Source organism: Mangrovibrevibacter kandeliae (assembly GCF_024519155.1).
Lineage (GTDB): Bacteria > Pseudomonadota > Alphaproteobacteria > Rhizobiales > Rhizobiaceae > Mangrovibrevibacter > Mangrovibrevibacter kandeliae.
In genome coordinates, this window is the sequence record NZ_JANIFJ010000006.1 from 80,861 (window position 1) to 101,985 (window position 21,125).

Sequence of the window (21,125 nt, forward strand, 5' to 3'; positions counted from 1 at the left end):
TCGCCTGAGCGGAGTGGGCCGTTGCATCTCCTGTTCATCAGCTCGCTGCTGCCTGAAGAGGCGCCGTCGACGGGCTTCGAGATCGCCAACCGAGCGATCATCGAGGCGCTGCGGGCCAACGGCGTGCGGCTGAGCTTTGCCGGCTTCACCCGGCCGGGCGCCGAGGGCGGCGGGCCGGATCGCATCGACCTCGGCACCCTCGCCATCGAGAATGCCGCCGTCGGCCCGGCGCAGAAGCTGCGCTGGGTGGCGCGCGCCATGGCGAGCGATCTGCCGGTCGCCGCCGCCAAGCTCGCCGTTCTCTCGCCGGACGCGCTGCGGCGCCGCTTGAGGGAGGCGGGACCGGTGGACGGCTACGTCCTGAACTCGATCCAGATGCCGACCGCCTTCCCGTTCCTGGTGACCGAGAAGCCGTCGATCTTCGTCGCTCACAATGTCGAGCATCATTCCGCGGCCGAGAACGCCCGCAACGGGCGCAGCGCGATGGAGCGCCTGCTCTACGCACGCGAGGCCCGCCTGCTCGAGAAGGCCGAGGCACGGCTCTGCCGCGAGGCGGTGGTCGTGCACACGCTGAGCGAGGACGACCAGCACCAGCTCGGGCTCGGCGGGAACCGCAAATGCCTGCCGCTGACCCTGTCGATCGGCCGGCCGCCGCGCGAAGACGACGGACGGCGCGACCACGACGTCGGGTTGATCGGCACCTGGAGCTGGGCGCCGAACCGTGTCGGGCTCGACTGGTTCGTGCGCGAGGTGGCGCCGCTGCTGCCGGGCGATCTGCGTGTCGCAGTCGCCGGCCGCTTCGACGGGTCGCCGCCGGCCGCACCGGCCAACGTGTCCTATGTCGGCCGGGTGCCGGACGCGCAGGCGTTCGTGCGAGCCTCGCGAGTGATGGCGCTCGCGACCAGGGGCGGCACCGGCGTCCAGCTGAAGACCATCGAGACCTTCGAGGAGGGGATGCCGGCGGTCGCGACGTCCTCGGCGCTGCGTGGCGCCGACTACGTGCCCGGAAACGTGCGGGTCGCCGACAACCCGCGGAGCTTCGCGGAGGCGCTGGTCACGCTCGTGCGGGCCGAGCGGGAGGGAAGCGTCGGTCGGCTCGACGGCCGCGCCTTCGTGCGCCGGCAGGAGGCGGCGCTGCAGGCGGCGGTCGGAGAAGGCCTCGCGCGCTTCGAACGGGCGCTGTCCGGCACGGTCCCGGCGCAGGAGCTGCCGGCCGCGATCGTGCGCGACGCGCAGTTCCTCGGCTGATGTTGGCCGTCTCGCCCCCCGTCCCGGACATCGCGGCGCTCGCGCTGCCGCGGCGCGCGATCCTCGGCGTCGACGTGCTGGCGATCGACGGTGCTGCGGCGCGCGCGCTTCTCGCGCAGCGGCTCGAAGCCCGCGCGTTCACGCGCGTCGCCTTCCTCAACGCCCATTGCGCGAATCTGGCGGCCGAACGGGTGGACTACCGCGGCGCCCTTGCGCAGTTCGTGGTGCTGCCGGACGGAATTGGCGTCGACATCGCCGCGCAGATGCTGTTCGGCGCGCGGTTCCCCGAAAATCTCAACGGCACCGACTTCGTCCCCGCGCTGCTCGCCGGGATCGGCCGGCCGCTGCGGATCGGACTCCTCGGCGGCGAGCCCGGCATCGTGGAGCGGGCGGCGAGCAACTTCGCCGCGCGCCTGCCGCAGCATCGCTTTCTGCCGGTGGCCGACGGCTTCTTCGCGCCCGGCGAGGAGACCGACACGGTGCTCGCCGCGCTCGAGGCGGCCGAACTCGACGTCCTGCTCGTCGGGCTCGGCGTGCCGCGCCAGGAGCTCTTCGTCGCGCGTCATCTCGACCGGCGCCACGCCGCGCTGGTGCTGTCGATCGGCGCGCTTCTCGACTTCACCGCCGGCAAGGTCAGCCGCGCCCCGGAGATGGTGCGCCGCGCCCGGATGGAATGGGTCTGGCGACTCGGCATGGAGCCGAAGCGCATGTGGCGCCGCTACGTCCTCGGCAATCCCCGCTTCCTCGGCCGCGTCGCGGCCGAAAAGCTCCGCCGGACACGTCGCGCATGAGCGCTGCCGCCGCCGCGTCCCATCCGGCGACTGCGCTCGTCACCTCGAGCTATCGCGGCGACCTCGAGCGCTGCCGCCTCCTGTGCGCGAGCATCGATGCGCGCGTCACCGGCCACAGCTGCCACTACATTCTTGTCGAGCACGCCGACGTGCCGGTGTTCCGCGCGCTCGAAGGGCCGAAGCGGCGGGTGATCGACGAGCGCGAGCTGCTGCCCTCCTGGCTGCGGGTGTTTCCCGATCCGCTGACCTTCGGGCGCCGACGGCTCTGGCTGTCGCCCTTCGGGCCGCCGCTGCGCGGCTGGCACGTCCAGCAGCTGCGGCGCATCGCGATGGCGCGCGTCATGGACGAGGCCGCGATGGTCTCCTGCGACTCCGACGTGGTGTTCGTCAAAGGCTTCGACGTCGGCACGATGTGGCACGGCGAGGCGCTGGAGTTCTTCCGCGACCCCGGTGCTATCACCGGCGGCATGGCCGACCACCAGGCCTGGGCGGCCAAGGCAGGGGAGCTGCTCGGGCTTCGAAGGCAGGGTGGGGACGTCGACTACATCGCCACCGTGATCGGCTGGCGGCGCGACACCGTGCGCGACATGCTGAACCGGATCGAGGCGGCCACCGGCGCCTCGGCTCTGCGGGCGCTCGCGGGCACGCGGGCGCTGTCGGAGTGCCTGATCTACGGCCGCTTCGTCGACGAGGCGGAGGCCACGCCCGAGCGGCATCGGCCGACCGCGCGCCGCCTGTGTCACGTCTACTGGAAGGGCGAGGCGCTGAGTGCCGAGGGACTGAAGGCCTTCACCGACATGATCGGCGAGGCGCAGGTCGCGGTCGGCATCCAGTCCTTCACCGACACCGACCCGCGCCTCATTCGGCAGGCTGCCGGATTGGCCTGAAGCGGCCGGCATGGCTGAAGCCGGTCCAGTCGAGCAGCGTGTAGGTCATCGCCGCCGAGGCGAGCCAGAGCGCGAAGAACAGGCCGTTCAGCCCGAGGATCCATTCCGTCTCGTCCGGAAAGCGGCGGAACAGCAGGATCAGAAGCGCCGCCTTGATCAGCCCGACCACGGCCAGCACGGCCGCGCGCGAGGTGGTCTTGCCCTGCGCATAGAGGAGCTCGCTCTGATATTCGACGAGGTTGCGGAAGGCCGGCACCAGGAGGGCGATGAGCACCAGCGGCGCAGCCTCGGCGACGTTGTGGCCGAGCGCGTCCGGGTAGACATGCAGGAGGCCGCCGAGCGCGGCGAGGCCGAGCACCGAGACGGCGGCGACGAGCCCCTCGAGGCCGCAGCGGATGCGCCAGCCGTCGAGCCAGCGCGGCGTCTTCATCAGCTTCTGCACCACCATCGTGTTGAACGAGCGGACCGGCAGTGCGGTCAGATCGACGAGGCGCATCACGAGCGCGTAGATGCCGGCGATGTGCGGCCCGCCGAAGGAGAGGACGAGCAGCTTGTCGAGCTCGGACTGCAGGTAGAAGACAATTTCCGCGCCGGCGACCGACAGGCTGTCGCGCCAGCGCGAGGCGTAGAGGCGCGGGGCGAGGCGCAGCCGCCATGTCGGATAGAAGCCGAGGACGGCGATCGCCATCGCCACGCCGTTCGCGGCCATGTAGACGAGCGACCAGGCAAGGAGCCCGGCGTGGCCGAAGGTGGCGAAGCCGACCGCGGCGGCGGCGCGCACCGCCGAGCCGACGATGACGATCGCCGCGCCGCGCGCGAAGCGGCCGATGCCGTTGTTGACGATCACCACGATTTCGAGGACGCGCCAGAAGGCGACCTCGGCGACGACGATCGCCGCGAAGGCGGCGGGATGCATCTCGCCGGCAAAGAACAGCGCGTAGAAGGCCCACGCCGCGAGGGCGACGAGCGGCACCGAGAGGCCGAAGGCGACGAGCAGGCCCGTCGTGTAGGTGCCGATCAGCCGCGGCTTGACCGTGGCGATGCGGTAGAGCGGCGAGACGAAGCCGAGCCCGGCGATGCGCGACAGGACGATGCCCGTCGCCGAGGCCGTGGCGAACAGGCCGAACTCGGCGATCGTCAGCGCATTGGCGACCGAAACGAAATAAGCGAGCGACAGCACCAGACGGCCGGCCGAGCCGGCCAGCAGCGACACGTAGTCGACCACGACGCCGAAGTGTCGCTTAATGAGCCTGTACATGCCCTCAGGGGCGATCATTCGAACCCTCCGCAGGGGCGACCACATGGCAATATTGCACCGAGACGTCCACCTCGATGGCGCGCCGCCATCGGCGCCGGCCTTTCCGTCGGATCACTCTAGCGCATCGGCCTTAACGCGCCGTTCGCTGCTGCGCGGCGGGGCGGCCCTCGCTGCGGCGACTCTCTCAAGCCTCCCTCCGGTCGCCCGGGCGGCGGGGCGGGTGCCCTTTGGGGCGGCGATGCAGTCGGACCTGATGCAGTCGGACCCGGCCTACCGGCAGGCCTTCCTCGACCACTGCGACCTCATCCTGCCGATGAACGAGCTGAAATGGGACGCGCTCCGGCCCTCGCGCGAGGAGTTCAGCTTCTGGGGGGCCGATCAGATCATCGACCTCGCGCGCGCCAACGGCCGCCGCTCGCGCGGACACTGCTTCGTCTGGTGGAACGCGCTGCCGGACTGGGTGGAGGCGATCGACACCGGCCTCGAGGCCGAGCGCGTGCTCGTCGACCACATCGAGCAGGTTGCCGGGCGCTACGCCGGGACGCTGACGAGCTGGGACGTCGCCAACGAGGTGATCGCCAACGATCCGACCGGCGAGCCGATGCGCGACACCTTCTGGATGCGGCGGCTCGGCATCGACCACATCGCCATCGCCTTTCGAGCGGCGGCCGCGGCCGATCCCCATGCCCGGCTCGTCCTCAACGACTACGATCTGGAGTTCACCGGGCCGGAGCACGACGCCAAGCGGGCGGTGATGATGGATCTCGTGCGCCGCCTGCAGGACCACAACCTGCGCGTCGACGCGGTCGGTCTTCAGGGGCACCTCTATGCCGAGCAGCGGGTGGACGTCGACGCCGTGGCAGCGTTCGGTCGCGAATTGCAGCGGCTCGGCGTCGGCCTCCTCGTCACCGAGCTCGACGTAATCGACTGGAAGATCCGCGGCGGCCCGGCCGAGCAGGATGCCGCGGCCGGGCGCGTCATCGGCGACCTGATGGACGCGGTCTTCGCGGCGCAGCGGCCGGAGGCGGTGATCACCTGGGGCATCACCGACCGCTACACCTGGATCCCGGACGCCATGCCACGGCCCGACGGCACTCCCTCCCGGCCGTTGCCGCTCGACGCCCGACTGCGGCCGAAGCCGTGGTTCGAGCGGCTGCAGCGCCGTCTGCGCACCGCGCTCTGACCGCTCGATCTACAGGCGGGTTTACCTTTTATTTTCCATGACGGCGCATTCTCGTGAACACCGGGCCCCATGGATGGCCCCAACAGCAGGCCGAGACGCGCCCATGTTCACGACAGCCGTCCCCACGTCCCAGCATGCCTCGCCGGAGGCGGACCGCCGTCGGAGCGTCGACTGGACAGGCGAGAGCGTCACCGAAACGCGTCCGGCCGACCATGCGGTGTTCGACCCGCTCTTCTTCGCGCGGGCCGTGTGGCGACTGAAGCCCCTGATCCTGGCGATGGCCGTCCTCGGCTTCGCCTTCGCCGCCGTCTATGCCTTCACCACGCCCAAAAGCTACACCGCGATCGTGCAGATCCTGATGGATCCGCGCGACCTGAAGGTCGTGCAGAACGAGATCACGCCGAACGGCCTGCCGAGCGAGGCGACGCTGGCGCTGATCGAGAGCCAGAGCGCTGTGATCACCTCCAACACCGTGCTCGAGCGGGTGATGGACCAGGAGGACCTGACGCACGATCCGGAGTTCAACGGCACCCTGCGGACGGGGATCGCCCCGCTCGTCGAGGAGCTTGTGCCGTTCCTCGCCTCGTCCTCGGCGCCGAAGGGCGACGTGCGGCTCGTGACGATGGCCAACCTGCGCGAGCACCTCCTGGTGGTGCGCGAGCCGAAGAGCTTCGTCATCAACCTCGCGGTGAAGAGCAGCGATCCGGCCAAGGCCGCCCGCCTCGCCAATCAGGTGGCCGCGGTGTTCCTCGACGAGCAGGGCCGCATCCAGGCCGACACCGCCCGCCGCGCGACCTCGTCCCTCTCCTCGCGCCTGCAGGAGCTGCGCGAGCGCGTGGTCGACGCCGAGCGGGCCGTCGAGGACTACAAGGCCAAGAACCAGCTGATCGGCGTCAACGGCCGGCTGGTGGACGACGAGTACATCACCCGCGTCAACACCCAGCTCGCCAACATCCGCGGCGACATGGCGGCGCTGAAGGTGAAGGCGGACTCGATGAAGAAGGCGAGCGTCGAGGACGTCGTGCGGGGCACGTTGCCCGAGGAGCTGAAGTCGGAGGCGCTGGTGCGCCTGCGCCAGACCTACTCCGACCTCGCCCAGCAGAACGCGGTGATCGCGAGCAAGCTCGGCAGCCGTCATCCGCAGCGGATCGCCAGCGAGCAGGCGCTCGCCTCGGCGCGTCGCGCCATCGAGGCCGAGCTCGACCGGATCGTCGCGGCGGCGCAGACCGAGCTTGCCCGCGCCCAGGCGACGGAGAAGAGCCTCGCCGGCCAGATCGACGACCTCAAGGCCAAGCAGGTCGAGACCAGCGGCGCCTTCGTCCGGCTGCGGGAGCTCGAGCGCGAGCGCGACGCCTCCCGCTCGGTCTACGAGGCCTTCCTCCTGCGCGCTCGCGAGACCGGCGAGCAGGAGAGCCTCAACACCGCCAACATCCGCATCATCTCGGATGCGACCCAGCCGCTGAAGCCCTCCAGCCTGTCGCGCAAGGTCATCGCGACGGTGGGCGCGGCGGCGGGCCTCGTCGTGGGCCTCGCCCTCGCGGCCCTCATCGCGGGTGTTTCGCTCCTGCGCGGCGCGCCCGTGCCGGCGCCGGTTGCGGTGCGGCGCCGCGAGACGGTGCGGGAGCGGGTCGAGGAGGCATCGGTGGAAACGCCGGAGGAGCCCGTGCCCGCCGAGATCGCCCCTGCCGAAGCCGAGTTCGCAGCGCCGGCTCCCCGCCAGCACATCGAGGTGGCGCCGGCGATGGATGCGGCGGACGAGGCGCAGCTCGACCTGGAGGCCGAGCATCCCGATACGCCGATTCCGCCCGGCGGAGACGATCGCGAGCGCTTGCGCGAGCGGGTGCGGGCCCTGTCTGCGGAGCGCGCCGCTCCCTATGCCTCCGAGCCGTCGCAGCCCGCGCGGGTCGAGAAGGAGGTCGACGAGATCAAGCGCGACATCAAGACGGTCCGCAGCGCGATCGCCGAGATCCGCCGCCGGCGCGACGCCGAAAGCGCGCAGTAGCGTCCGGCAGCTGCCGAGCGGCGGACCGCGTGTCCGGCGCTTGTCTCAGGCCTCTTTGCAATTCCACTCGATGCGCTAAGCTACCCAGACAAGGAGGAGCCTGTGCGGCCGCCCGTCGGCCGTTCGGCCAACAACGACGCATCGCGTCTCCTCGGCGACGGTGCGGATCTGGGAGGATCGATCATGCGCCGCAAAGACGCCACCCTTGCTCTCGCCCTGACGTCACTGCTCGCCGCGATGCCGGCGCTTGCGGTGGAGCTGTCGGTCGTGTCCGGCTCGGTCGGCAAGGACATCACCGAGCTGCGCGACGCGCTCGACCGCTTCGAGAAGCAGAGCGGCAACACCGTGCGGATCGTCGAGATGCCGGCCTCGACAACCGACCAGTTCGGGCAGTACCGGCTGTGGCTGTCGGCCGGCAATCCCGACATCGACGTCTACCGGACGGACGTCATCTGGGCGCCGCAGCTCGCCAACCACTTCGTCGACCTCACCGAGGCGGCGAAGGACCAGATTCCCAAGCACTTTCCCTCGATCATCCAGTCGCAGACGGTGGGCGGCAAGCTCGTCGCCCTGCCGATGTACACCGACGCGCCGGCCCTCTACTACCGCAAGGACCTTCTCGACAAATACGGCAAGCAGCCGCCCAAGACCTGGGAGGAGCTGAAGGCGACGGCGCAGGAGGTGCTCGACAAGGAGCACGCGGCCGGCAACGGCCAGCTCGTCGGCTTCGTCTTCCAGGGCGCGCCCTACGAGGGACTGACCTGCGACGGGCTCGAGTGGGTCTCGAGCTACGGCGGCGGCCAGATCGTCGATCCCAAGGGCAACATCACCATCAACAACCCCAAGGCCGAGGCGGCCCTGGCCGAGGCGCGCTCCTGGATCGGCACGGTCTCCCCGACCGGCGTGCTTGCCTACAAGGAGGAGGAGGCGCGCGGCGTCTGGCAGACCGGCAATGCGATCTTCATGCGCAACTGGCCCTACGCCTATGCGCTGTCGAACGGCTCGGACTCCGCCGTCGCCGGCAAGTTCGGCGTGGTGCCGCTGCCGGCCGCCGAGGGCGAGACGTCGGCGGCCTGCCTCGGCGGCTGGAATCTCGCGGTGTCGAAATATTCCAGGCACCAGAAGGAGGCGATCGACCTCGTGACCTTCCTCGCCGACGAGCCGCAGCAGAAGCAGCGGGCGGTGAACCAGGCCCGCCTGCCGACGATGCCCGAGCTCTACGGCGATCCCGACATCAAGGCCGCGCAGCCGATCGTGCCGCAGTGGCAGTCGGTGCTGGAAGCCGCCGTGCCGCGCCCCTCGGCGCCGACGCAGGGGCAATACAACGAGGTATCGAAGGAGTTCTGGACCGCCGTCAACGAGACGCTGGCCGGGCGCATCGAGCCGGCGGCGGCGCTGAAGCAGCTCGAGGGGCGCCTGCGCCGGCTGAAGCGCAGCGCCTGGGATTGAGGACAGGGAAGCGAACGGCTCCGGATCGGGTGACGCGTGCGGAGGAGGCGCGCGGGGTGACGTGAGGACGTAGCGGGCTCTGGGAGGAGGCCATGGCACAGGTGCATTCGAGTGCGCCGCCGACCCGTCATGCTCTGCAGGCGGTGGCGCGGCCGGCCCTGAAGTCGGAGCTGTCGCGTCAGCGGCGGCGCTCGGCCTGGCTTTTCCTCGCGCCGATGCTGGTCGTGCTCGCCCTCGTCGCAGCCTGGCCGCTTGCGCGCACGATCTGGTTCTCCTTCACCGACGCCAGCCTCGACGACCTCTCCGGCGCCCACTTCGTCGGCCTGCGCAACTATCTCGAATATGTCGACTACGGCGACGGCACCGGCGAGTATTTCGGTCTCCTGGCCGATGGCGAGTGGTGGGGCGCGGTCTGGAACACGGTCCGCTACACCGTCATCTCGGTCGCCATCGAGACGGTGCTCGGCCTCGTCTTCGCGCTCGTCCTCAACGCGCCGTTCCCCGGCCGAGGCCTCGTCCGCGCCGCGGTGCTGATCCCCTGGGCGATCCCGACCATCGTCTCGGCCAAGATGTGGGCCTGGATGATGAACGACCAGTTCGGCATCCTCAACGACATGCTCCAGTCGATCGGCGTGATCGCCCATCCGATCGCCTGGACCGCATCGCCCGAGACCGCGATCTGGGCGGTGATCATCGTCGACGTGTGGAAGACGACGCCGTTCATGGCGCTGCTCATCCTCGCCGGGCTGCAGATGGTGCCGGGCGACATCTATGAGGCGGCGAAGATCGACGGCGTCCACCCGGTGAAGGTGTTCTGGCGGGTGACGCTGCCGCTGATCCGTCCGGCGATCCTCGTCGCGGTGATCTTCCGGGCCCTCGACGCGCTGCGGGTGTTCGACCTCATCTACGTGCTGACGCCGAACAACTCGCAGACCAAGTCGATGTCGGTCTTCGCTCAGGAGAACCTCTTCCAGTTCGACAAGTTCGCCTATGGCTCGGCCGCCTCGACCTTCCTGTTCCTGGTCATCGCGATGATCACGCTCGTCTACATCAAGGCAGCGCGGCTCGAGCTCGGGGGAGGGCGCTGAGATGCCGGCCGTCCTCCGCCAGACGGGCTTCTGGGCGCTTGTCGCGTTCATCGTGCTCTTCTCGGTCTTCCCCTTCTACTATGCGATCCTGACGAGCCTGAAGTCGGGCACGGCGCTGTTCCGGGTCGACTACCTGCCGACGAGCGTCTCGTTCGCCAACTATGCCGGCGTGTTGTCGAACGGGGTCTTCCCGCTCAACGTCCTGAACTCGGTGATCGTCGCGAGCGTGGTGGTGGCGATCTCGCTGTTCCTGGCGGTGACGGCGGCCTATGCGCTGTCGCGGGTGAACTTCGCCGGACGCTCGCTGCTGCTCCTGACGATCCTGGCAGTCTCGATGTTCCCGCAGATCGCGGTGTTGGCGGGCCTGTTCGAGATTGTCCGGGCCGCCGGGGCCTACAACTCGCTCCTGTCGCTGATCTTCGCCTACATGATCTTCACTCTGCCCTTCACGGTCTGGGTGCTGACCACCTTCATGCGCGACCTGCCGGTGGAGATCGAGGAGGCCGCCATCGTCGACGGCGCCTCGCCCTTCACGATCGTCACCCGGGTGTTCCTGCCGCTGATGTGGCCGGCGCTGGTGACGACGGGCCTCCTCGCCTTCATCGCCGCGTGGAACGAGTTTCTCTTCGCGCTGACCTTCGTGTCGAACAACGACACACGGACCGTGCCGGTGGCGATCGCGCTCCTCTCGGGCGCCTCGGAGCAGGAGGTGCCCTGGGGCACGATCATGGCGGCCTCGGTGATCGTCACCGTGCCGCTGATCGCCCTCGTCCTGATCTTCCAGCGCAAGATCATCTCGGGGCTGACGGCCGGCGGTGTGAAGGGATGAGGCGGTCGAGCGGGCCGGGCCCGAGGGCGGAAAGCAAGGATTGAGGAGGCGAGGATGGCGACCCTGAAGCTGACCGGCGTGCGCAAGGCCTACGGCGCGGTCGAGGTGCTGCACGGCATCGATCTCGACATCCGCTCGGGCGAGTTCGTGGTCTTCGTCGGCCCGTCCGGCTGCGGCAAGTCCACGCTGCTGCGGGTCATTGCCGGGCTCGAGGACATCACCGGCGGCACGCTGGAGATCGACGGCGAGGTGGTCAACGCCATGTCGCCGAAGCGGCGCGGCATCGCGATGGTGTTCCAGTCCTACGCGCTCTATCCGCACATGAGCGTCTACGACAACATGGCCTTCGGCCTGACCCTCGAGAAGGCCGGCAAGGCGGAGATCGACCGGCGGGTGCGCGAGGCGGCGCGGCTCCTCCAGATCGAGCCCTATCTCGACCGGCTGCCCAAGCAGCTCTCCGGCGGCCAGCGCCAGCGCGTCGCCATCGGCCGGGCGATCACCCGCGACCCGCGCGTCTTCCTGTTCGACGAGCCGCTCTCCAATCTCGACGCGGCCCTGCGCGTGCAGACGCGCATCGAGATCGCCCGGCTGCACGAGGGCATGGAGGGGACGACGATGATCTACGTCACCCACGATCAGGTGGAGGCGATGACGCTCGCCGACCGGATCGTGGTGCTCAACAAGGGCCATGTCGAGCAGGTGGGCTCGCCGATGGAGCTCTATGCGCGCCCGGACAACCTCTTCGTCGCCCAGTTCATCGGCTCGCCGGCGATGAACGTGCTGCCCGCGACGATCGAGGCGACCGGCGAGACGACGCGCGTGAAGCCGCAGGGTGGCGCGCTCGTCTCTGTGCCGGTGTCGACGCCGACTGCGGCAATCCGGCAGGCCGTCCATCTCGGCGTCCGGCCGGAAGATCTGACGCTCGCCCCGGCCGGAGGGGATGGCCTCTTCCGGGGCGTCGTCACGCTCGTCGAGAAGCTCGGCGAGGTCACGCTCGTCTACCTCGACACCGGCGGGGAGAAGCCGCTGACGGCCAAGCTCGCCGGCGACGTGCCGCTGGAGCGAGGCACCACGATCGCGCTCTCGGCCCGGCCGGAGGCGCTGCATCTCTTCGGCAGCGACGGGCGGGCGATCCGGCAGCGGATGCGGCTGGCCGCCTGACAGCAGCGGCGCGGTCCTGACGCCCGCCGGGTGCTGGTGGTGGCGGGCGGTCAGCCGGGCCGTCGGCCGAAGCTCGGGCGGCCCGGGCCTGCGGCCGGCCGTGGGCGTGACTTCGGCGCCACACGAGCCGCCGCGCTGGAGACCGGCGGCTCGAAGCGAGCACGGGCGCGCGCGGCCGCCGCGCGCAGCGCCGCATCGTCGCGCAGATCGATCGCTTCGCTCGGGGAGGATCGGGTGTCATGGTTCGCTGGCCCCGCGGTCGCCGCCGCCGTCCGGGAGAGCCCGGCCTTGCGCAGATCGACCCAGCCGCGCCAGGCGGACAGGGCCGTAGAGATCGTGAGGAGCGCGAACATCGGCGGATTGCCGTCGAGGAGCGCCTGCGCCGCGCCCCAGCCGCTGCTGACCGCGAAGACGCAGCCGAGCCCGCCGAAGAGCAGCCGGACGCTCGACCGGACCGTCCGGGCGCTGCCTTTAATGCCGTCGACCACGCCGGTCATGCGCCTCGCCTCGGTTCGACGCACAGATCATCTGCCACGCGCGTGTCGGTTCGCTTAACGGGCGTGCGAGAATGTGAGGGAGTGCCCGTTCAGGCGCCTGCGAGCCGTTCCACCTTGATGTCCGACTCCCTGAGTCGAACCTGTGCGAGATCGAATGACGCCTGCATACGCAGCAGGATGCCGAAATTTGCCTAGAGATTCGTATACTAATCTATGACAGCGGGAAAAATACCACGCAGTTTCTCTGCAGACGCTCGAACATGTTGGACGTGATCATTGATGTCGTGTGCTTTGATTGGCTTTCGGCGTCGACCAGAACTTTCCGGTGCTCGCAGGTGGAACGTCACGATCTCTCCTGTTCGGTTTGATTGGCACCAGATGCCGTGTACCCAGTCGTTCCTAGTCTTCGACAACCGTTTTAAATTTTCGATGAGCTTGACTGCCTGATCTTTCTTCTCTGGTTTATCAGGTGTCCATTCTTGGGAAAAAGCGAGCAAGGTGTTGGTGCGGGCTTCAAACGTCGGTATGCGATAGAATCCCGCTAAGGCCATATTGATCGGCATGCCTGCAATACTCGCGAAGGCAAACGAAAGGGCCGCTTCAGCGTAGGCCCAAACGATCATTACGTTACCAAGGGCTTCAGCAATATCAGGGTTGTTCGGCAAAGCGTCCAAGTCATTGTAGGTGTCATCCATCAGATACGAACCCTCCGATGATCGAAAGCGAGACGTTGTTCTAAAGCGGCCGCTGGAAACGCCGTCGCAGCTGGATGGGCGGCGATAAAATGCGAAGGATCCGCTGACTTTCGGCACTCGGAAGCGCACGCCTAAATGTAGGTATCGATCCGCATGGCGGACGAGAATTACGCAGTTAGGAGCGACGGAAGAACTATAGAGTCTTAGACAGAGAAATCACCTTGATGGATGCCTTCAGACTTTGGGAGTGGCGCTATTTGCGGAAAATGAGCAGAAATCATTGGCTGGTCCCGTCGAATTCCACGATTCCAGACTAATCTGCCCCGCAGGCTCCTACGGCCATCCCGTGTCGGTGACACCTCAGCCGAAGATGCTCGCCCCTTCCGTCGCCGGGCCGACCGCGGCGCGGAACGGCGCGAAGAGCTCGCGGCCGATGCCGTAGTCGTTGCCCGACAGGTCGGCCTCGGCCAGCGGCCGCGTGCCGAACTCGGCTTCGTCGACCAGGATCTCGAGCCGTCCGGCGTCGCCGTCGACGCGCACCATGTCGCCGTCGCGCAGCCGGGCGATGGCGCCGCCGTCCTTGGCCTCGGGCGTCACGTGGATCGCCGCCGGCACCTTGCCGGAGGCCCCGGACATCCGCCCATCGGTGACGAGCGCGACCTTCTGGCCGCGATCGAGGAGGACGCCGAGCATCGGGGTCAGCTTGTGCAGCTCCGGCATGCCGTTCGCCTTGGGCCCCTGGAAGCGCACCACCGCGACGAAGTCGCCGGTCAGTTCGCCGGCGTCGAAGGCGGTCTTCAGCTCGTTCTGGTCGTGGAAGATCTTCGCCGGCGCCTCGACCACGCGCTTCTCCGGCTTCACCGCCGAGACCTTGATGACGGCCTCGCCCATGTTGCCCTTGAGAACGCGCAGTCCGCCATTGGCGCTGAAGGGCGCGGATGCCTTCGCCAGCACCTTGGCGTCGCCGCTTTCGGCCGGCGCCGGCGCCCGCATCACCGTGGTGCCGTCGAAGCCGAGCTTGGCCTCCACCGTGTAGGCGCGCAGGCCGGTGCCCCAGACGGTGCGCACGTCGTCGTGCAGGAAGCCGTCGTCGAGCAGCTCGCGGATCAGGAAGCCCATGCCGCCGGCCGCCTGGAAGTGGTTCACGTCGGCGAGCCCGTTCGGGTAGACGCGGGCGAGGAGCGGCGTCACGTCGGAGAGATCCGAGATGTCCTGCCAGGTCAGCTTGATGCCGGCCGCGGCGGCGATCGCGACGAGATGCAGCGTGTGATTGGTCGAGCCGCCGGTCGCATGCAGGCCGACGACGCCATTCACCACCGCCCGCTCGTCGACGATCTCACCGGCGGGCGTGAACTCGTTGCCGAGCGCGGTGATGGCGAGCGCCCGCTTCGTCGCCTCGCGGGTCAGGGCGTCGCGCAGCGGCGTGTTCGGGTTGACGAAGGACGAGCCCGGCGTGTGCAGGCCCATGATCTCCATCAGCATCTGGTTCGAGTTCGCCGTGCCGTAGAAGGTGCAGGTGCCCGGGCCGTGGTAGCTCTTCATCTCGGACTCGAGCAGCGCGTCCCGCCCCACCTTGCCCTCGGCGTAGAGCTGGCGGACCTTGGCCTTTTCGTCGTTCGGCAGGCCGGAGGTCATCGGCCCGGCCGGCACGAAGATCGCCGGCAGGTGGCCGAAGGTGAGCGCGGCGATGGCGAGCCCCGGCACGATCTTGTCGCACACCCCGAGATAGACGGCGGCGTCGTACATGTCATGGCTGAGCCCGACGGCGGCCGCCATCGCGATCACGTCGCGCGAGAACAGGGACAGCTCCATCCCGGCCTGCCCCTGCGTGACGCCGTCGCACATCGCCGGCACGCCGGAGGCGACCTGCGCGGTCCCGCCGACCTCGCGCGCCGCGGCCCGGATCAGCTCCGGATAGCGCTCGAAGGGCTGATGCGCCGAAAGCATGTCGTTGTAGGAGGTGATGATGCCGAGGTTCGGTGTCGCGTCGCCGGCGAGGCGTGCCTTGTCGTCCGGGCCGCAGGCGGCGAAGCCGTGCGCGAGGTTGCCGCAGGCGAGGGCGCTGCGCTTCGGACCTTCCGCACTCTTCTTGCGGATGCGGGCAAGATAGGCCTCGCGCGTCGGGGCGGAGCGCTTACGGATGCGGTCGGTGATCGCTTCGATGCGCCGGTCGGCACTCATGTCGTAACCCTCCCTTCGTTGCGCCGGGCCGGGCTCGCGTCGTCTCCCACGATCGGATCGCAAGCCCGGCGCCGATCCCTCACGGTGCCCAGAACACCTCGAGCGGGCGCACACGCTCGGCGTGCAGGACCGCCCGCACAGGATACTCAGGAATGGGGCCGTCTTGAAGCGCCGCGTCGAGCGTCGCCTTCTTGTCGGCGCCCTCGATGTGCAGCGCGAGGAACCGCGCCTCGGCGAGGATCGGCAGCGTCAGGGTGATGCGCGGTTCGCCGGCATTGGCGGCCCGCACGGCCGCGACGACCGTCTTCGCCGCGGGGTCGATGGCTGCGGCGAGCGTGTCGGCGCCCGGAAAGAACGAGGCCGTGTGACCGTCGGCGCCCATGCCGAGGATCACCACGTCGAGCGGGCGGCTGAGGAGCCCGATTTCATGCGCGACCTCGTCCAGCGCCTCGTCCGGACTGTCGGCATCGCGGTAGAGCGGCTCGAACTGGGCGGCCGCAGCGGGCCCCTGCAGGAGGTGGCGCCGCACGAGCCCGGCATTGGAGCGGGCATCGGTGTCCGGCACCCAGCGCTCGTCGACCAGCGTCACCGTGACGCGGTCCCACTCGATGGCCGCGCCTGACAGCACCTCGAAGAAGCGCTTTGGCGTCGAGCCGCCGGACACCGCGAGCGTCGCCGAGCCCCGCGTCGCGATCCCGCCGGCCAGCACGGCGGCAACGCCGGTCGCAAGCGCCTCGGCCAGCGCCTCGCGGTTCGTGTAGGTATGACGGGCCGGTGCCATCAATCCGGCTCGTGCCACGTGCGTCCGTCGCGTTCGATCAGCGCGATGGCCGCGGACGGGCCCCAGGTGCCGGCGGTGTAGCCTTGGGCGCGCACACCCTTCTCCTCCCAGGCCTTGAGGATGGGATCGACCCATTCCCAGGCGGCCTCGACCTCGTCGCGGCGCATGAACAGCGTCTGGTTGCCGCGGATCACGTCCATCAGCAGGCGCTCGTAGGCGTCCGGATTGCGCACGTGGAAGGACTGGGCGAAGTACATGTCGAGGGGCACGTGCTTCAGCCGCATGCCGCCGGGACCCGGATCCTTGATCATCAGCCACTGCTTCACGCCCTCGTCGGGCTGCAGCCGCAGCACCAGCTGGTTCTGCGTGACGTTGCCGGCGGAGCTGTCGAAGATGTTGTGCGGGATCGGCTTGAAGGTGACGACGATCTCCGAGACCCGCTGCGCGAGCCGCTTGCCGGTGCGCAGGTAGAAGGGCACGCCGGCCCAGCGCCAGTTGGCGATCTCGGCCTTGATCGCGACGAAGGTCTCGATGTCGCTCTCGCCGTTGCCCAGATCCTCGATGTAGCCCTTCACCGCCTGGCCGCCCGAGGCGCCGGCGCGATACTGGCCGCGCACCGTCACCTGCTCGACATTGGCGGTGGTGATCGGCTTCAGCGCCCGCAGCACCTTGAGCTTCTCGTCGCGCAGCGCGCCGGCGTCGAAGGAGGCCGGCGGCTCGAGTGCCACGAGGCACATCAGCTGGACCAGGTGGTTCTGGATCATGTCGCGCAGCGCGCCGGCCTTGTCGTAGTAGCCGGCCCGACCCTCGAGACCGACCGATTCGGCCACCGTGATCTGCACGTGGTCGATGTGGCCGGCGTTCCAGAGCGGCTCGTACAGGGCATTGGCGAAGCGCAGCGCCATCAGGTTCTGCACCGTCTCCTTGCCGAGATAGTGATCGATGCGGAACACCTGGTCTTCGCGGAAGTGCTCGCCGATCGTTACGTTCAACGCGCGCGCCGAGGCGAGATCGCGGCCGACCGGCTTCTCCACCACGAGGCGGGAGCGGTCGTTGGACAGGCCCTTCTCGCTGATCCTGGACGCGATGTCGCCGAACAGCGACGGGCTGACGGCGAGGTAGAAGGCCCTGATCCGGTTCGGCTCGGCTTCGTCGAGCATGGCGCGCAACTCGTCCCAGCCGCCGTCGGCGCGTGCATCGATGGTGCAGTAGTACAGGCGCGACAGGAAGCGCTCGATCGACTGGGGATGCAGGTCCTCCGCCGCGACGTGCTGCTCGAGCGCACCGCGGGCGAAGTGCCGGTACTCCTCGTGCGACATCGTGGTGCGCGACGCGCCGATGATCCGCGCCTGCTCGGGGATCTGGTTGTCGCGGTCGCGGTGGTAGAGCGCCGGCAGGAGCTTGCGGTCGGCGAGGTCGCCGTTGCCACCGAAAACCACGTAGTCGAAGGGTTCGACGGGGATGATCTGACTGGACATCGAAGGCTCTCTCGCGGGAAGCGGGCGTCGCCAGACGCCCTAAGCTAATCGATTGAAGATTTCCACCCTCGCAGGCAATGCCGACGGCGCATCGCCCTTAGGGACCGGTCATGCACCGGGTTCTGCATCCGGGCCGCGCTGCTGGACCTGATAGATCGCCGACAGGAGCTGGTCCTTGTTGAACGGCTTCTTGATCCGCGATGCGTGCTCGGCTTCCGGCGGCAGATCGAGGGAGTCGCCGTACCCGCTGACGAAGATGAAGGGGATCGACTTCGCCAGGAGGTTCGGCACCAGCGGGAAGCTGGTTTCGGCGCCGAGGTTCACGTCGAGCAGGGCGAGGTCGATCGCCTCGTCGGCGATGATCTTGCGGGCTTCGGTGACGCTGGACGCGATGAAGACGGCCGCCATGCCCTGCTCGATCATCAGCTGCTCGGCGTCGAGCGCGATGATCATGTTGTCCTCGACGATGAGCGCCGACATGCCGGACAGGGACAGGTGGCGGTTCACCTCCGCCATGCGGGCCTCCCGAAGGTCGGATGCGGCGCGCCCGGTCGCTGCATCGCCGGCGGTCCGCAGCTTGAAGACGTTGGGCGGTAGAACGAAGGTCGCCTGCAGCCCTGCCAGCAGGTAGCGCAGTTCGGCCTCGCCGCCGAGATCGTGCGGGATCGCCCGCTCGATGATGGTCGACCCGAAGCCGCGGCGCCTGGGCGGCGTCACGGCCGGGCCGCCGCGCTCGCGCCATTCGATCCGGCAGCCGCCGTTGTCGTCGATCGTCCAGTCGACGGCGATTTCGCCGGTGGAGTCGGACAGCGCACCGTACTTGGCGGAGTTCGTCACCAGCTCGTGGAAGACCAGCGCCAGCGTCGAGAAGGCGCTGGGCTCGATCAGGACATCCGGTCCCTTGAGGTGCACCCGGCTCGCCTTCTGACCGATATAGGCCGAGACCTCGGTCTGTACGATGTCCGGCAGCGACACGCGCGAGAAGTCCTCGCTGGTGATCTGGTCGTGCGCCCGCGCGAGCGCCTGGATGCGGCCGCCGATGATCCGCGCGAACTCGTCGACGCTCTCCACACCGGGCTTGCTCTGCGCGATCAGCGCCCGGATCAGGCTGAGGATGTTGCGCACGCGATGATTGAGCTCGGCGATCAACAGCTCCTGGCGCTCGTTCGCCTGGCTGCGCGCGCGCTCCGCCTCCTCGCTGAAGCGCAGCAGCACCTCGAGGATGGTCACCCGCAGCGCCTCGGCGGCCTTGATCTCCGAATCGGTCCAGCCGAGGGCCTGGCCGTGGACGGTTTCCTTCCAGGTCTCGAAGCTCTTGCGCGGCGACAGGCGCGGACCGTTCGGTCCCCAGGCGACCGGCTTCTCCGGGTTGCCCGCCCAGCTGACGGTCTGGACGATCTCCTTGCGGAAGAAGAGGAGGTAGTCGCGCGGCGTGCGCGACACCGGGATCGCGAGGACGCCGGCGGCGCGGCTGGTGAAATCCTCGGCCGGCGGATAGACCTCGGTCAGCCGGTCGCTCGTATAGATGCGGCTCGCCGCTGCACGGTTGAGGAAGCGCGTGAGCGCCGAGATCTCCTCCACCGTCGGGCACTGGCCGAACAGGCGCATCTCCCCCTTCAGCCACACCGCGAAGCCGTCGCAGGCGATGATGTCGCGCAGCTCGTCGGAGAAGTCGGCCAGCGCCTCGATGTTCGCCGTGGTCGCCATCACGCGGGCGAGGAACCGGTCGTGCAGCTGGCGCGCGGCATCCTCGAGCTGCCGCCGCTCCTTGTAGAGCCGGCCTTCGATGATCAGCGACACCATCTGGCCGAACAGCTCGGTCGCGCTGCGCAGCTCGAGCGGCAGGTGGCGGGCGGTGTAGTGATGCAGCGCGAACAGGCCCCAGAGCTGGCCGTCGATCACGATCGAGATCGAGAGCGAGGCGCCGACGCCCATGTTCTTGAGGTACTCGATGTGGATCGGCGAGACGCTGCGCAGCACCGACAGCGACAGGTCGAGCACCCCGCCGTCCGGGTTCAGCGCCGGCAGCACCGGCACCGCCTCGGCATTCACGTCGGCGATGATGCGGATCTGGTTCCGCACGTAAAGCTGGCGAGCCTGGCGCGGAATGTCGGTCGCCGGGTAGCGGAGCCCGTTGAAGCTGTCGATACCGCTGCGCACCGACTCGGCGACCACCTCGCCGGAGCCGTCGCCCGCGAAGCGGTAGAGCATCACCCGGTCGAAGCCCGTCACCGCCCGCAGCTGGCGGACGCACTCGCGAAAGAGTCCTTCGAGGCTCTCCGTCTTCTGGACGCGCGCGGTCATCGACTTGACGAGAGCGCCGGGATTGAGCGCCTCCTTCGACGCATATTCGGCCTCGACGATGACCGAGGCGCCGGACACGTGGATGGCGATGTCGAAGCGCGGCTTTCCGGGCACCAGCTGAAAGTCGTAGAGCCGCTCGGTGCTGTCGCTGGAGGTCAGAAGCTGCAACCGGCCGCGCAGGGCGTGGATGGCGTTCGGCGGCAGGAATGCCGTCAGCGGCTCCCCCGGCATCGTCTCGGGATCGACGTCCAGGAACTCGCCGACATTGCTGGAGACGTGCTGGACCAGCCAGTCCATCGAGACGGCGATGAGGAACCCGAAGCGCTGCACGTGGCCGAGCAGGTGGATCGGCTCGCGGTCGCAGTTCGTCAGGTCGACATGGAAGTTCAGCGGATTGTCGGTGCTGCTCACGTCGCTACGCCCTCGTCGCGTGCCCGAACGGCATCGGCGGTCCGCGTGAAGTAGCCGAAGACCGATGCGGCGGCTTCAACACACGCGTTCGACTGGGTTGGCGACATGGTCAGCGAATCGATCCTCGTCATGAAGGCTCTGAAGAAGTCCGGTTCCTCGCCGAGAGCCAGAAAGCGCTGCGAAAGTCCGGTCCAGACTTCCGATAGGCGCAGTTGCTTGAACCTTCGATGAATGAAGCGACCGCCGAGGCGCGAACCTTCGAGCACATATGCGGCGCCGATCGCGTGCGGCAAGTCTGGAGGCAGCGCGAAGGCGAGCGGCTCGAGCGGCGTCAGCCGCATGGCCGCAAGATCCTCCGACAGGGCGCCGCGGCGGGCCCGCGCGGCGATCTCAGGCAGGAATGTCGCGAGCTCGGACTGCTCGAGCATCGGCTCCAGCCGCCAGTGGCAGGCGTGGTTCATCACGAGGAACCGCTCATAGGTCGCTCGACCCGCCGGGTCGTCCATGCCGACGAAACAGCCGTCGAGCGCCTCGTGCGCCGGACGCGTCTCGTCGCGCAGGCGGTGCCGCAGCGAGGTCGCCAGAGTCGGATCTGCCCCGGTCGATCGAGGAGCGGTGACAGTCATGGAGCGAGTGAGCTTGACAAGATAAGTCGGACTTAGCGCTTCGGCCTGCATCTGCAAAGCCTCTATCTGACGACCCGGTGCCTCGCTGAAAAGACCCTGCCGCATTTTTGCTGGAACGTGCGTGGCTCCGGCGTTATCAAGCGGCCTTCTCGATCCGCCCCGCCGGAGCCGGCAGATGCTCGGCTCATGCCGCCAGGGGGCCGGGTGCGACGGATGCGGACGGACGCCGGCCGATCCGCACCGCTCGCACCGCATC

Annotated in this window: 17 protein-coding genes; 9 read left to right on the plus strand and 8 right to left on the minus strand. The window is 68.7% G+C overall.

Annotated elements, in window-relative coordinates; translation table 11 throughout:
- The first annotated feature begins 21 nt into the window (after positions 1-21).
- From NPA30_RS15685 to NPA30_RS15695, 3 genes are read left to right on the plus strand one after another with little or no spacing between them, the layout of a single operon-like run.
- Positions 22-1,248 carry a glycosyltransferase family 4 protein gene (locus tag NPA30_RS15685; protein ID WP_256803710.1) on the plus strand — a complete coding sequence of 409 codons (1,227 nt, stop codon included), beginning with the start codon at positions 22-24 and terminating at the stop codon, positions 1,246-1,248.
- Positions 1,248-2,039, plus strand: a complete 792-nt coding sequence (locus NPA30_RS15690) for a WecB/TagA/CpsF family glycosyltransferase (RefSeq protein WP_256803711.1) — start codon at positions 1,248-1,250, stop codon at positions 2,037-2,039. The genes NPA30_RS15685 and NPA30_RS15690 overlap by 1 nt, the downstream gene beginning before the upstream one ends.
- On the plus strand, positions 2,036-2,926 hold the full coding sequence (locus NPA30_RS15695) for a DUF6492 family protein (RefSeq protein WP_256803712.1): 891 nt from the start codon (positions 2,036-2,038) through the stop codon (positions 2,924-2,926). Before NPA30_RS15690 ends, NPA30_RS15695 begins: the two co-directional genes overlap by 4 nt.
- Here NPA30_RS15695 and NPA30_RS15700 read toward each other — a convergent pair.
- Positions 2,898-4,184, minus strand: coding sequence for a lipopolysaccharide biosynthesis protein (locus NPA30_RS15700; RefSeq protein WP_256803713.1), 1,287 nt, complete (start codon positions 4,182-4,184; stop codon positions 2,898-2,900). The genes NPA30_RS15695 and NPA30_RS15700 overlap by 29 nt on opposite strands.
- A 43-nt stretch (positions 4,185-4,227) precedes the next feature.
- On the opposite strand from NPA30_RS15700, the gene NPA30_RS15705 reads away from it, so the two are divergent.
- The 6 genes from NPA30_RS15705 (at position 4,228) to NPA30_RS15730 (ending at position 11,896) form a co-directional block, all read left to right on the plus strand.
- Positions 4,228-5,367 (plus strand): endo-1,4-beta-xylanase, encoded by a 1,140-nt coding sequence (locus tag NPA30_RS15705; RefSeq protein WP_372338836.1) that lies wholly within the window; start codon positions 4,228-4,230, stop codon positions 5,365-5,367.
- A 103-nt stretch (positions 5,368-5,470) separates the two neighbouring features.
- Positions 5,471-7,369, plus strand: coding sequence for a GumC family protein (locus NPA30_RS15710; protein ID WP_256803714.1), 1,899 nt, complete (start codon positions 5,471-5,473; stop codon positions 7,367-7,369).
- Between the two features lie 183 nt (positions 7,370-7,552).
- Positions 7,553-8,818: an ABC transporter substrate-binding protein gene (locus NPA30_RS15715; RefSeq protein WP_256803715.1), complete on the plus strand. Its 1,266-nt coding sequence runs from the start codon at positions 7,553-7,555 to the stop codon at positions 8,816-8,818.
- A gap of 215 nt (positions 8,819-9,033) precedes the next feature.
- Positions 9,034-9,906, plus strand: a complete 873-nt coding sequence (locus NPA30_RS15720; RefSeq protein ID WP_256803854.1) for a carbohydrate ABC transporter permease — start codon at positions 9,034-9,036, stop codon at positions 9,904-9,906.
- Between the two features lies 1 nt (position 9,907).
- On the plus strand, positions 9,908-10,735 hold the full coding sequence (locus NPA30_RS15725; protein ID WP_256803716.1) for a carbohydrate ABC transporter permease: 828 nt from the start codon (positions 9,908-9,910) through the stop codon (positions 10,733-10,735).
- A gap of 54 nt (positions 10,736-10,789) precedes the next feature.
- Entirely contained in the window at positions 10,790-11,896 is a 1,107-nt protein-coding gene (locus NPA30_RS15730) for an ABC transporter ATP-binding protein (RefSeq protein WP_256803717.1), read from the plus strand.
- Positions 11,897-11,946: 50 nt separating this feature from the next.
- On the opposite strand, the gene NPA30_RS15735 is transcribed toward NPA30_RS15730, so the two are convergent.
- From NPA30_RS15735 to NPA30_RS15765, 7 genes are all read right to left on the minus strand, one after another.
- Positions 11,947-12,393: a hypothetical protein gene (locus tag NPA30_RS15735; protein ID WP_256803718.1), complete on the minus strand. Its 447-nt coding sequence runs from the start codon at positions 12,391-12,393 to the stop codon at positions 11,947-11,949.
- A 206-nt stretch (positions 12,394-12,599) separates the two neighbouring features.
- The gene (locus NPA30_RS15740; RefSeq protein WP_256803719.1) at positions 12,600-13,088 is read right to left on the minus strand and encodes a hypothetical protein; all 489 of its coding nucleotides are present in this window, start codon (positions 13,086-13,088) and stop codon (positions 12,600-12,602) included.
- 360 nt (positions 13,089-13,448) lie between these two features.
- The gene (gene edd, locus NPA30_RS15745) at positions 13,449-15,269 is read right to left on the minus strand and encodes a phosphogluconate dehydratase (protein ID WP_256803721.1); all 1,821 of its coding nucleotides are present in this window, start codon (positions 15,267-15,269) and stop codon (positions 13,449-13,451) included.
- 79 nt (positions 15,270-15,348) lie between these two features.
- The gene (gene pgl, locus NPA30_RS15750; RefSeq protein WP_256803722.1) at positions 15,349-16,050 is read right to left on the minus strand and encodes a 6-phosphogluconolactonase; all 702 of its coding nucleotides are present in this window, start codon (positions 16,048-16,050) and stop codon (positions 15,349-15,351) included.
- A complete protein-coding gene (gene zwf / locus NPA30_RS15755) occupies positions 16,050-17,528 on the minus strand; it encodes a glucose-6-phosphate dehydrogenase (protein WP_256803723.1) in 1,479 nt (492 codons plus the stop codon). The genes pgl and zwf overlap by 1 nt, the downstream gene beginning before the upstream one ends.
- Before the next feature lie 108 nt (positions 17,529-17,636).
- On the minus strand, positions 17,637-20,243 hold the full coding sequence (locus NPA30_RS15760; RefSeq protein ID WP_256803724.1) for an HWE histidine kinase domain-containing protein: 2,607 nt from the start codon (positions 20,241-20,243) through the stop codon (positions 17,637-17,639).
- Positions 20,240-21,124 carry a biliverdin-producing heme oxygenase gene (locus NPA30_RS15765; protein WP_256803725.1) on the minus strand — a complete coding sequence of 295 codons (885 nt, stop codon included), beginning with the start codon at positions 21,122-21,124 and terminating at the stop codon, positions 20,240-20,242. The genes NPA30_RS15760 and NPA30_RS15765 overlap by 4 nt, the downstream gene beginning before the upstream one ends.
- Position 21,125: the final 1 nt, after the last annotated feature.